Source organism: Roseburia amylophila (genome assembly GCF_025567465.1).
Classification (GTDB): Bacteria; Bacillota; Clostridia; order Lachnospirales; family Lachnospiraceae; genus Roseburia_C; species Roseburia_C amylophila.
In genome coordinates, this window is record NZ_JAOQKI010000025.1 from 1 (window position 1) to 11,974 (window position 11,974).

The 11,974-nt window shown below is 42.0% G+C and carries 15 protein-coding genes, 2 tRNA genes and 1 riboswitch; of the genes, 2 read left to right on the plus strand and 15 right to left on the minus strand.

Features of this window, described 5'->3' with window-relative positions; genetic code table 11:
• Positions 1-232 precede the first annotated feature (232 nt).
• From OCV43_RS12585 to OCV43_RS12645, 13 genes are all read right to left on the minus strand, one after another.
• Positions 233-322 (minus strand) — tRNA-Ser (locus OCV43_RS12585).
• 29 nt (positions 323-351) lie between these two features.
• Positions 352-437: transfer RNA gene (locus OCV43_RS12590), tRNA-Ser, on the minus strand.
• Between the two features lie 134 nt (positions 438-571).
• Positions 572-1,285 (minus strand): 2-C-methyl-D-erythritol 4-phosphate cytidylyltransferase, encoded by a 714-nt coding sequence (ispD, locus tag OCV43_RS12595; RefSeq protein WP_262624252.1) that lies wholly within the window; start codon positions 1,283-1,285, stop codon positions 572-574.
• Positions 1,285-2,316, minus strand: coding sequence for a tRNA (adenosine(37)-N6)-threonylcarbamoyltransferase complex transferase subunit TsaD (tsaD, locus tag OCV43_RS12600; protein ID WP_022243534.1), 1,032 nt, complete (start codon positions 2,314-2,316; stop codon positions 1,285-1,287). The genes ispD and tsaD overlap by 1 nt, the downstream gene beginning before the upstream one ends.
• A complete protein-coding gene (locus OCV43_RS12605; protein WP_022243535.1) occupies positions 2,303-2,899 on the minus strand; it encodes a DUF6715 family protein in 597 nt (198 codons plus the stop codon). The genes tsaD and OCV43_RS12605 overlap by 14 nt, the downstream gene beginning before the upstream one ends.
• Positions 2,900-2,901: 2 nt before the next feature.
• A complete protein-coding gene (locus OCV43_RS12610) occupies positions 2,902-3,813 on the minus strand; it encodes a ribonuclease Z (protein ID WP_262624253.1) in 912 nt (303 codons plus the stop codon).
• A 17-nt stretch (positions 3,814-3,830) separates the two neighbouring features.
• Positions 3,831-4,025, minus strand: coding sequence for a hypothetical protein (locus tag OCV43_RS12615; protein WP_262624254.1), 195 nt, complete (start codon positions 4,023-4,025; stop codon positions 3,831-3,833).
• Between the two features lie 72 nt (positions 4,026-4,097).
• Positions 4,098-4,532, minus strand: a complete 435-nt coding sequence (rimI, locus tag OCV43_RS12620; RefSeq protein WP_022243538.1) for a ribosomal protein S18-alanine N-acetyltransferase — start codon at positions 4,530-4,532, stop codon at positions 4,098-4,100.
• Positions 4,519-5,226, minus strand: coding sequence for a tRNA (adenosine(37)-N6)-threonylcarbamoyltransferase complex dimerization subunit type 1 TsaB (gene tsaB, locus OCV43_RS12625; RefSeq protein WP_022243539.1), 708 nt, complete (start codon positions 5,224-5,226; stop codon positions 4,519-4,521). Before tsaB ends, rimI begins: the two co-directional genes overlap by 14 nt.
• Positions 5,223-5,654 (minus strand): tRNA (adenosine(37)-N6)-threonylcarbamoyltransferase complex ATPase subunit type 1 TsaE, encoded by a 432-nt coding sequence (gene tsaE / locus OCV43_RS12630; RefSeq protein ID WP_022243540.1) that lies wholly within the window; start codon positions 5,652-5,654, stop codon positions 5,223-5,225. Before tsaE ends, tsaB begins: the two co-directional genes overlap by 4 nt.
• Before the next feature lie 12 nt (positions 5,655-5,666).
• Positions 5,667-6,170, minus strand: coding sequence for a YcxB family protein (locus tag OCV43_RS12635; protein WP_117947710.1), 504 nt, complete (start codon positions 6,168-6,170; stop codon positions 5,667-5,669).
• A 98-nt stretch (positions 6,171-6,268) separates the two neighbouring features.
• Entirely contained in the window at positions 6,269-6,913 is a 645-nt protein-coding gene (locus tag OCV43_RS12640; protein ID WP_022243542.1) for an ECF transporter S component, read from the minus strand.
• 118 nt (positions 6,914-7,031) lie between these two features.
• Positions 7,032-7,180: riboswitch (FMN riboswitch) on the minus strand.
• A gap of 76 nt (positions 7,181-7,256) precedes the next feature.
• On the minus strand, positions 7,257-9,398 hold the full coding sequence (locus tag OCV43_RS12645) for a Tex family protein (RefSeq protein ID WP_262624255.1): 2,142 nt from the start codon (positions 9,396-9,398) through the stop codon (positions 7,257-7,259).
• A 142-nt stretch (positions 9,399-9,540) separates the two neighbouring features.
• Here OCV43_RS12645 and OCV43_RS12650 point away from each other — a divergent pair, with 142 nt between their 5' ends.
• On the plus strand, positions 9,541-9,963 hold the full coding sequence (locus tag OCV43_RS12650) for a DUF4190 domain-containing protein (RefSeq protein WP_022243544.1): 423 nt from the start codon (positions 9,541-9,543) through the stop codon (positions 9,961-9,963).
• Between the two features lie 65 nt (positions 9,964-10,028).
• On the opposite strand, the gene OCV43_RS12655 is transcribed toward OCV43_RS12650, so the two are convergent.
• Positions 10,029-10,850 (minus strand): DUF975 family protein, encoded by an 822-nt coding sequence (locus OCV43_RS12655; protein ID WP_262624256.1) that lies wholly within the window; start codon positions 10,848-10,850, stop codon positions 10,029-10,031.
• 18 nt (positions 10,851-10,868) lie between these two features.
• The gene (locus OCV43_RS12660; protein WP_262624257.1) at positions 10,869-11,339 is read right to left on the minus strand and encodes a hypothetical protein; all 471 of its coding nucleotides are present in this window, start codon (positions 11,337-11,339) and stop codon (positions 10,869-10,871) included.
• Between the two features lie 154 nt (positions 11,340-11,493).
• On the opposite strand from OCV43_RS12660, the gene OCV43_RS12665 reads away from it, so the two are divergent.
• Positions 11,494-11,946: a DUF2752 domain-containing protein gene (locus OCV43_RS12665; protein WP_262624258.1), complete on the plus strand. Its 453-nt coding sequence runs from the start codon at positions 11,494-11,496 to the stop codon at positions 11,944-11,946.
• Positions 11,947-11,974: the final 28 nt, after the last annotated feature.

Sequence of the window (11,974 nt, forward strand, 5' to 3'; positions counted from 1 at the left end):
TTTGTAATCTTTTGATTACGTTTTTCTCAAAATCTTTCAAGGTTATTTCACTGTTCAGTTATCAAGGTTCTTGACCAGTTCTGCGAACTCTTTTACTTTGTTCTCACCGGTCAGCTTGTTTATATTATCACAGGACTTTCTCTTTGTCAACAACTTTTTTACTTTTTTTGACTTATTTTTTACAGTCGTAAAATCCATTGTCGAACGTCCGCATAATCATCTCACAAGCGAGCGGAGAAGGAGGGATTTGAACCCTCGCGCCGCTGTTAACGACCTGCACCCTTTCCAGGGGTGTCCCTTCGGCCAGCTTGGGTACTTCTCCGAATCAGTTTCCAATTATTAAGTTGGAAGCGGAGAGAGTGGGATTCGAACCCACGCGCCCTTGCGGACAAACGGTTTTCAAGACCGCCTCGTTATGACCACTTCGATATCTCTCCATATTGATACGCTTCAAATCAGCGCAAAAATGATTCTATCATCAAATAGATAGCATGTCAACAATTATTTTCATTTTTTCAAAATTTCAAAATATATCCATTTGATTTCCCACTGATGCCGGATGGTTTATTTTCTATGAACATACACCTTTACCGGGATTTCCTGCATTCAGCATAAACTCCGCCATTTCCAAATCTTCCGGTGTTGTAATCTTAAAGTTGCGATAGCTACCATCTATTACATATACCGGAACTTTTCCATACGCCTCCACTACCATTGCATCATCTGTAACATCTTCTCTTCCATCCGCTATCATCTTCTGATAAGAATCATAAATCAGGGAATAGGAAAATGCCTGTGGTGTCTGTACCATATAAAGGCTTTTTCTTGGTGGGGTATCCTCTACTTTTCCGTTTTCATCTACCTTTTTTATGGTATCCTTCACCGGCACAGCTGCAATACATGCATGTTTTTTCTGCACTTCATCCATTGTATGTCGGATGACTTCCTGTTCGATAAACGGGCGTGCCCCATCATGAATCAGTACATAATCCGTATGTTCACACGCACTTAAGCCCTGAAAAACAGAGTGGTAACGTTCCTTACCACCCTTTACTATCTTCGTTACTTTATGCAATTTATATTTTTCTACAATTTCTTTCCGGCAGTATTCCTCTTCTCCTTCACCGGTTACCAATACGATTTCATCTACCGGGCTTTCTTCAAATGCCTTAAGGGTATAATAAATCACCGGCCTCCCACAAAGAAGCAGATACTGCTTATGGACAGAGCTTCCCATGCGGCTTCCTTTTCCCGCAGAAAGCACGATTGCTGTATACTTTGCCATTAACGTTCTCCTAATTTTAAGTTTGGTACTGCATTCAAATCAAGTCCGGAACGGATTCCCGCCCGGTAATCATAATATGCTGCTGCCCCTATCATTGCTGCATTATCGGTACAGAGAATCGGCGACGGATGATAAAATGCCACATTTCTCTTCCGGCACTCTTCTTCCATTGCTCCTCTTAAGGTTCCATTAGAAGCCACTCCGCCCGCAATAGCAAATTTATCAATCTGATATTTTTCAATGGCATGCATGGCATTTCCCACCAGCACATCAATAACCGCTTTCTGGAAAGATGCTGCAATATCCGCCTGCACAATCTCAATACCTTTCATTTTACAGCTGTTCAGATGGTTTAAAACAGCAGACTTTAAGCCACTGAAGCTGAAGTCATACTCCCCATCTGCAATCTTCGGTCTTGGGAATTCCACAGCATGAGGATTTCCTTCATGTGCTACTTTTTCAATCTTTGGTCCACCCGGATAGCCTAATCCGATTGCTCTCGCCACTTTATCAAAGGCTTCACCTGCTGCATCATCCCTGGTTCTTCCAAGTATCTCATATTTTCCATAATCCAGTACTTTTACCAGATGTGTATGACCGCCGGATACCACAAGACATAAAAATGGCGGCTCTAACTCTTTATTTTCAATATAATTTGCGCTGATGTGTCCCTCAATATGATGCACACCTACCAGTGGAATATTTCTTGCATAACTGATTGCTTTTGCTTCTGCCACACCAACCAGGAGGGCACCCACTAATCCCGGTCCATAAGTTACACCGATTGCATCTATATCTGCCCAGTCTGCCTGCGCTTCCTGCATTGCTTCTGTTATTACCTGATTAATTTTCTCAATATGTTTACGGGATGCAATTTCCGGAACCACACCTCCATATAAGGTATGTAATGCGATCTGGGATGAAATGATATTCGATCTCACATCCCTTCCATTTACTACAACTGCTGCCGCAGTCTCATCGCAGGAACTTTCTATTGCAAGAATTGCAATATCTCCTTTATTTTTCTGCATCACCATTGTCTCCTTCCAGTGCCACAAATCCTAATATTTTCCAGTCCCCATTCTCATCCTTACGCAGCACATATTCCTGGTTAGCCCGGTTATATGCCTTGGTAGAGCGCAGGAAATAAGATGCCGTCACATAGGCACAATCACTTCCCTCTACTTTCTTATAAGCCACTTCATCTGTATCGCAGACAGATGCTGTTGCTATAATCTTACTTTCTGCTTTATAAGCCGCAATATCATTCTGCATCTGGGTTGAAAATGTATCCTGCGGATTGTTTTCCAATAACTCTTCATCCATCAGTGCACGCATCTTCTCCAACAGCTTCTGGTACTGCTCATCATCGTAAGTTTCATTATAAAGGCAGAGCAGAATCCTATTATAATATTTGATTACAGCACGAGGTGACGCCGGATAATCCTTCTCTAAATTTTTACTTAAAACAGAGGTTATCTCATCTGTTTCTCCTGTTGTTTCCACACTTCTTGGTGAGCGGTTTGTCAGATAATAATAAAATCCGGCCACAATTCCAACGCAAATCACACCTATAATAACTGTCTTAATTATGCCTGCTGTACGTTTCTTCATGTTTACGCCTCCTCAAAATCCAGTGTAACACTCTTTCCATCTTTGCCTAAATATGCATTCGGATATATCTTCCTTACAGCATCCATATAGTCTTCGCCCCTTACAAGGGAAGGGCTGAAGTGGGTAAGCCACATTTCTTTCACCCCGGCATCCTTGGCAAGATGTGCTGCTTCATAAAAAGTCATATGTTTATATTGTTTCGCTTTTGCAAGTTTCTCTTTTTCTGCATACATACCTTCACAGATAAATAAATCGGAATCTTTGGCATTTTTTGCAATGCTCTCCGTCGGGCGGGTATCAGTACAATATGTCAGCTTGATGCCTTTTCTTGGCGGGCCTAATACCATTTCCGGCAGATAGGTCTTGTCCTCTTCTTCAATCATTTCACCTTTTTGCAGGCGGCTCCAGTATTTCTGCGGTATCTGCCGTTCTAATGCATGTTCCACTGAAAATCTTCCAGCCCTTGGGATCTCCAAGGTATAGCCGTAGCAGGTAACATTATGGTTCACCCGGAAAGCATGAATCGTATATCCCTTTAATTCTATAGTCTCTTCCGGTTCCGTCAGTTCTATAAATTTAATCTCAAAAGGCAGTTCCGGTGCAATCACACGCAGTGCATTTACCACACGTTCCAGTCCCTTTGGTCCAATCATCGTCAGCGGCTCAGTTCGTTCTGCATTTCCCATGGTAAGAAGAATTCCAGGCAGTCCGCTGATATGATCCGCATGGTAATGTGTAAAGCACATAATATCCACCGGCTTAAAGCTCCAGCCTTTTTCTTTTACTGCAATCTGGGTTCCTTCGCCACAGTCAATCATCAGACTGCTGCCATTATATCTTGTCATCAGTGAAGTCAGCCATCGATATGGCAATGGCATCATTCCACCGGTTCCTAATAAACAGACATCTAACATTCTATTTCCTCAGCTCTCTATACAATTTCTGTTACTTCTTCCATTAAAGGCGGTATCACAAACTGTTTTGTCCATGCATCAAAGCAGGACTCGCATACACGCAGTTTGCTTTTCACACCATCCTTAGTAGAAAAATAATTCCATTCTTTTTCTATATAAATATAATCCTGTTTTCGTTCTTCGATTTCTTTTCCACAACAATTGCAAACCATTTCGCATCCTCCGTCTCTTATCTTGTGGTTCTCTTTCATTATAGAACCATTCCAATAAATTTGCAGTGGAAATTACTGGACCCTGCTCATGATATATGCATCCTCTGAGGGCTTTTCATAAAAATTCTTTCGAGTTCCAAGTACAGAGAATCCAAGTTTCTGATACAGGCGAATGGCAGGCTCATTGGATACCCTTACCTCTAAAACATACCGGCGAATACCATGTTTTCTACCCTGCTGCATTAGTTCTGTTACTAGTTGTTCCCCATAACCTCTGTTTCTGCAGGCTTCACTTATTGCCACATTGGTAATCTCGCCTTCATCTAATGCCATATACATTCCACAATATCCTAAGATGGAACCCGCTTCTTCTGCCACCAGAAAAATCACATGGTTCATGGCAAGAGCATCGCGAAATCCCTGCTCGCTCCATGGCTGTGAAAAAACTTTTGCCTCTATGGCTGCTACATCAAAAACATCTGCCTCTGACATTCTACGAATTTCCATGCTGTTCCATCCTCTCGCGTTCTGCCTGGGAAAGGCGCAGATATTCCGGTTTGTGTTCTTCTGCAGATTCTAATTTACCTGCTTTGTAATATTCTTCTCCTAAAGCTGCAACAGCTGCTGCACGCTGCTTATTCACATGTGCCGGTGCAAAGGAATATGGCACTTTACAGTTTTCTTCTATATAAGTGGTAAATACCGGGACACCATCTCCCAAAAATACAACCGGAGCATTGTTTTCATTTATCTTTGCTACAATCTCATCAATTCCCACAACGCACTGTGGGCACAATACCTGCATTTTTTCGTCTTCAAACTGATATAAACCGGTATAGGTCTGGTTTCTTCTGGCATCCATTAATGGACAGATAATATCTCTATGCCCATAGAGGTTGTATGCCAGTGCATCCACGGTCGGTACGGATATCAACGGCTTATCCAGTGCAAGTCCCAATCCTTTTGCTGTTGCAGAGCCAATCCGAAGTCCGGTAAATGAGCCCGGGCCCGCTGCAATTGCAATGGCATCTAATGTATCCAAATCCAGTTCTATCATTTTCGCAAGTTCATCTAACATTGGCAGCAAGGTCTGTGAATGTGTTTTCTTATAATTTACAGTAAATTCTCCCAACAGCACATCATCTTCTACTACTGCTACGCTGGCTACCAGTCCGGAGCTGTCCAATCCCAATATTTTCATCGTTCCACCTCTTCTATTGTTATCCTGCGATAATCAAATCCTTTTTCCAAATCTTTCTCTATTGTTATCTGCCGGTAATGATCCGGTAAAATTTCTTCAATCAGATTTGCCCATTCTATCATGGTCAGACCATTTCCATAAAAATAGTCCTCATAGCCGATTTCATCCATTTCCTCAATATCCGCAATCCGGTATACATCAAAATGATAAAATGGCATTCTTCCTTCTTCATACTCCTGCACAATAGTAAAAGTCGGACTGCAGATAGGTTCTGTTATCTCCAAACCCTTGGCTATTCCCTGGGTAAAAACGGTTTTTCCTACTCCCAGATCTCCGATTAATGTATACACTTCTCCCGGCTTTGCTTCCCGTCCAATCTGTTCGCCTAACTTTTCTGTTTCTTCTGCCGAAAATGTTTCATATACCATATACTTTTCTTCCTATCTCTTCTTCATACAATTCTGGTGCTTCTTCAAATTCTTATCTGCCAGTTCCTTCAACGCTGCGTACTGCCCACCTACAATTTCCATCGGCAGGATATATGCATTCACGCGGCTGCTGTAAATCAGAACATTATGCTTTGTTGACACCATTTTATAAATCTGTTTCCACTCCAGCAGGGCATTTTCTTCTCCCAGAGATACATGGACACCTTCATCATCCAACATATAATGCAGTGTACTTTTCAGTGCCTCTGACATGGAAATCTGTCTTGCCGCCCGCATTTTCAAGGTTAATGGAAAATAAAAAAGAAAGACAATGCCAAATATGATGTAAAGCACCGTATACATGGTATCTACCTTTCCATAGGTTCCCACTGCGGCTACAAATCCAAGCACCGCTGCCAAGATGGAAAAGATTCCGGTAAAACTGGTATATATATGATACATATTAAACCGGTACATATCGTTCGCTGTTATTTTTACATCAAATTCAATTGGCATTGTCTTTCCTCCTGCTTACTTTTCTGATTGAAGTATAGCATTATTTTCGGGAATAGACAAACTCTTTATCAATTTTGTGTCGGGCAAAAAAGGGACGTCTAATTCTTACGGCTGTTGGTTCCTTTGATAATTGGTGAAATATGTTTATAAATCAAAAATGTAATTCCAACACTAATCATACCTTTTAAGAAGGTGAATGGCATATTAAATACTACCAGACACTCCAATAAATTATCCATATGTCCGCCTACTGCAGAAGCGATTGCATTGTAAGCACCAATAATGGCATCTTCCGGCATAAATGCTGTATAGAACGGATATACCAGGAAATAGTTTGATACCACACTGAATACTGCCATGAAAAGTGCTCCTGCTAAAGAACCGATTAATGCACCTTTGCGGTTCTTCTTAAATTTGTAAATCAGTCCTGCCGGAAGCACAAACGCTACTCCAAGAATGAAATTGGACAATTCTCCAACACCACTTGTGGTTGTAATAGTCAGATGAATCAGATTTTTAATCAGGCAGATTACAATTCCGCTGACCGGTCCCATGGAAAATGCTCCAATCAATGCCGGAAGTTCTGAAATATCCAGTTTGATGAAGTTTGGCATAAACGGAACTGCAAAATCAAGGAACATCAGGATGAACGCAATGGCTGAAAGCATTGCTGTCATCGTCAGATATCTTGCATTTACACCTGTTTTTACGTTGCTGTTTGTTGTTACACTGTTTGTACTCATTTCTTTTACTCCTTTTTCTTTACTTTTAGCTCTTGCAAGGGATGTCCGGAGTATTGGTGTACCATAAAAGCCCCGGATAAAACTATCCGGGGCACGCAAAATAATCACCTTAATGGTCACTTATCTTCTCCCATCCAGACTATACTGTCGGTTTTGGATTTTCACCAAATCAACTGCAATACTACAGTTCACGGACTAATGTGTCATGCACAATCACCGTCGGTCGGGAATCTATGCTTCGCATATCACCCTGCCCCGAAGACTTCCTATTCAATTACTATGGGTTTATTGTAGAACTTCACTTTTTCCTTGTCAATACCCAATTTTATCTGTTACCTTTTATTTACAGTTTCATAGTAAGCTGGATTCTCTGTTTCTTAAGATCTACGCTCATTACTTTTACTTCTACAATATCTCCCACGCTGACCACTTCCAGTGGATGTTTGATATAGCGTTCGCTCATCTGGGAAATGTGTACCAGTCCATCCTGATGTACTCCGATGTCCACAAAGGCACCGAAGTCAATGACATTACGGACGGTTCCTTTTAATACCATTCCCGGGGTCAAATCCTTCATTTCCAGTACGTCACTCCGCAGAATCGGCTTTGGCATATCTTCCCTCGGATCTCTTGCCGGCTTTTCCAGTTCCTTTACAATATCCCGTAAAGTAAGTTCTCCTACTTCCAATTCTGCTGCCAGTTTCTTATAATCTGAAATCTTCTTTGAAATCCCGGTTAATCCGCTACCGGTTATCTCTTCTTCTGAATATCCTAATTTTTCCAAAAGCTTTCTGGTTGCTTCATAACTTTCCGGATGCACGCCGGTTGCATCCAACGGATTCTTTCCACCGGTAATACGAAGAAAACCGGCACACTGTTCATATGCCTTCGGTCCTAATTTTGCCACCTTCAAAAGCTGGCTTCTGGATGCAAATTTTCCATTTTCTTCCCGGTATGCCACGATATTTTTCGCAATCACTTTGCTGATACCGGAAATGTATTCCAGCAGGGATACGGATGCGGTGTTTAAATCTACACCAACTTTATTTACGCAGTCTTCTACCACGCCGCCTAAGGCTTCACTTAATTTTTTCTGGTTCATGTCATGCTGATACTGACCGACTCCGATGGATTTCGGATCAATTTTAACCAGCTCTGCCAGCGGATCCTGCAACCGTCTTGCCATGGAAGTGGCACTTCTTTGTCCCACATCAAAGTTTGGGAATTCCTCTGTTGCAAGTTTACTTGCAGAATATACGGAAGCACCTGCTTCATTTACAATAATATACTGTACTTTTACCGGAATCTCTTTTAATAAATCCACGATAATCTGCTCTGACTCACGGGATGCTGTTCCATTTCCAAGAGAAATCAGTGTAATATGATACTTGGAAATCAGTTTCTTTAATACTACTTTTGCTTCCTCTACCTTATTCTGTGGTGCTGTCGGGTAAATGACTGTCGTATCCAATACTTTTCCGGTCGGATCTACCACTGCAAGCTTACATCCGGTACGGAATGCCGGATCCCAGCCAAGCACAACCTGTCCTGCAATTGGCGGCTGCATCAGAAGCTGTTCTAAGTTTTTTCCGAAAACTTTGATTGCTCCGTCTTCTGCCTTTTCCGTAAGGTCACTTCGAATCTCACGCTCGATTGCCGGTGCAATCAGACGCTTATAGCTGTCTTCGATTACTTCTTCCAAAACAGGTCTGGTTATGGCATTATCTTTGGTTATTACCTTTTTCTGTAAATACGGAATAATCTGTTCTTCCGGCACTTCTACTTTTACTGTCAGTATTTTCTCTGCCTCTCCACGGTTCAATGCCAGGGTACGATGTCCTGCCATTTTTGCAATCGGCTCATCAAAATCATAATACATTTCATAAACAGATTCTGCTTCCGGATCTTTGGCAGCAGATACAATCCGACCATGTTTTACGGTAAGGTCACGGATGCGGATACGATAATCTGCTTCATCGGAAATATGCTCTGCAATAATATCCCTGGCGCCTTCTAACGCTTCCTCTGCAGTATGAACTTCTTTTTCTTCGTTGATATATTTTGCTGCTTCTTCTAAGATTGGAGTCTTAAGCATCTGAAGACTGATTACATTTGCCAGTGGCTCTAAGCCCTTCTCTTTGGCGATGGTTGCTCTGGTTCTGCGCTTCGGTCGGTATGGACGGTACAAATCATCTACGACTACCAGTGTCTGTGCTTCTTCTATCTGTTTCCGCAGTTCGTCCGTCAGCTTGCCCTGTTCTTCAATGCTGGCAATGACCTGTGCTTTCTTCTCTTCTAAGTTTCTAAGATAAGTCAGCCGGTCAAATAAGTTACGTAATATTTCATCATTTAATGCGCCGGTTGCTTCTTTTCGATACCGGGCAATAAAAGGAATGGTATTTCCTTCATCAATTAACTGAATTGCTGCCTGTGCCTGATTTTTTCTGATTCCAAGTTCTTCGGCAATTTTTGCTGTTATATCCATCTTGTATTTCCTTTCCTGTTGATGCGTTTGCGCTCATTATAGCATATCCGGCATTTCTGCAAAAGGGAAGATTTTGGGTTTTATTGTTTTTTCCGGAAGAAAATGGTATACTGGATTTATTCACGATTTGAGGAGGTTTTTTATGGATTTTCAACAGCAGCCAAACGGCTATCAACCAAATCCCAATTATTCATATAATATGAACCAGGCACCGCAACGTAATTACATGGACAAACGTTCCACCGGACTTGCCACCGCATCCATTGCTCTTGGCATTGTCTCCATTGTAACTTTCTGCTGCCTGTATGCAGCACTGCCTTGTGGAGCACTTGCCATTATTTTAGGACTTCTTTCCCGTGGCGGCGAGATGACTTTTTCCACCACCGGCAAAATCGGTATCGTCCTTGGAATTATCGGTCTTGTACTTACTATTGCACTTTATACTTTCGTCATTGTCATGATGTTTACCAACGCCGATTTCATCAACCAGATGTCCAACGGAAATACCGCTGATTATAACGAACTGATGCGGCAGTTTAATGAAATGAATCAGATGTACCAGTAAATATATGCAAAAGAAAAATGCCGGGAAACCAATTCTGATTTCCCGGCATTTTTCTTTTCTTATTTTTATACTGAAGCACTCCATGTACTGTACTGCGGATTCTGCTGTCGTGTTCCGTATGGGTCTGTCTGGTTTTCTGTCCGGTCTAATTCTCCTGTAATATCACGATAGAATGTCACCTGTGTCTGTGTATAGTATGGTCCAATCCACAGGAAGCCGATTCCAAATGAAAGGAGACCAAGGAAGGACCAGCCAAGGAAGCTTAACATGATATAGAAGTATCTTCCCTTGTTGCCCTGCATCAGTGCTTTACTTTCCCTCATTGCCTGCCGGATTCCCTTGGTATTATCCTCAAGTAATATTAAAAACAGCATGGAATATCTTAAGGAAAGAATAAATGCAATCACTTCTCCACCAATTCCCAGCACACACATAGCTACTACATAACCAATAAAGAATCCCTTTGTCACTGCCATGCTGCCGGAAATGGCAGTTACATACATTCCAACAGAGACTGCGATTGCCGGAAGCATCGGAATTAATACCACAACCATAAATAAAAGGTATGCCAGAATGTATTTATCCGGATGATGATTGAATCCATAGAACATATCGGTAAACTTATATGGCTGCTTTCTTCCCATTCGCAGGGCAATCTGGAGAATTCCTATATTTAAAACAACCCCCAGCAATGTCAGTATAAATGCTGCTACATAATAAATTGCCCACTCCATTTTTCCGGAATACGGAGTCAAATTCCAGGAAAAGAACATGGTCGGTAAAGTTACGATTAACTGCGATACTACCATGGCTCCCATTGGCAATCCATAATGTCCGGTAAGATTTTCTCTTGCGATACGTTTTATTTCTGCTGATTTTCTTTTCATCTATCTCATGCTCCTGTTTTATTTTCTTGTGTCGATTCTGGCTCCGGTCAGATCTGCCGCATCCTGGCTCTTTCGCTCCTGCTGATATGGGTTCGCTTCGTTCGGATACTTAATGGTGGTATTGGTCTCTCCGCCTGCCACATATACTCTTCCGCACTCCGGGCATACGCCGGTACGAAGTGTTACGCTTGCAGATACCACCTGACCATTTCCTTCTGCTGCTTTGGTATAAGCATTGGAAACATGTTCTGCCTCATGGGCTGCCACACGGATTCCCGCCGCCTCCGGAGAGATGTGGGAAGCTGATTTAAAAGAAACATTCTCGTTGGAACCATCCTGATATTTCCGGTTCTTACAGGTCTGGCATTCGCCTTTGCTGCCATCTGCCGCCCCGGTACTCTTCGCATCTGTGTCAGTTCCGACCCCATATGTATGATTGTACCCGGTATCATATCCTATATCTTTCGGATTCCATCCATCAATCTGCATAAACCACTCCTCCTTCCAAAGTCTGAAAAAAGTGCCTCTTTTTATTATACACATATCTTGGGTGAAACACAATAACTTTGACTTTCCCTTATGACAATTGTATACTACCAACAGATTCTATATTTTGTTTGAATACTGATTTGCGAGGGTTTATATGGAAAAGAAAAAAACGTCCACTGCTATGGACAACGGATTATATATCACCGGCTGGTGCATCATAGGCACTCTTCTTCTGCTGGTGCTTTTTATAAAAGCAACGAATATCCAGCTTTCAAAATATCTTTTCCCCTGTGTGCTTCACAGCCTGACCGGACTTTACTGTCCCGGCTGCGGCGGCACCAGAGCGATAGCTTTTTTACTGCATGGGGATTTCCTGCACTCACTGGTTTATCATCCCTTTGTGCCATATGCCTTTGTGCTCTGCACCTGGTTTATGATTTCCCAGACTATTGAGCGGCTCTCTAAGGGAAGGCTTCGTATTGGCATGCATTTCCGGGAAGTATTTCTTTGGATTGCACTGGCTATTATTATTATAAATTTCATTGTGAAAAATGCGGCTCTTCTATTCTTTCAGATTGATTTTATGCCGCTGACGCATATATCATAATGTATCATATATCAAAACCGGGAAGTGG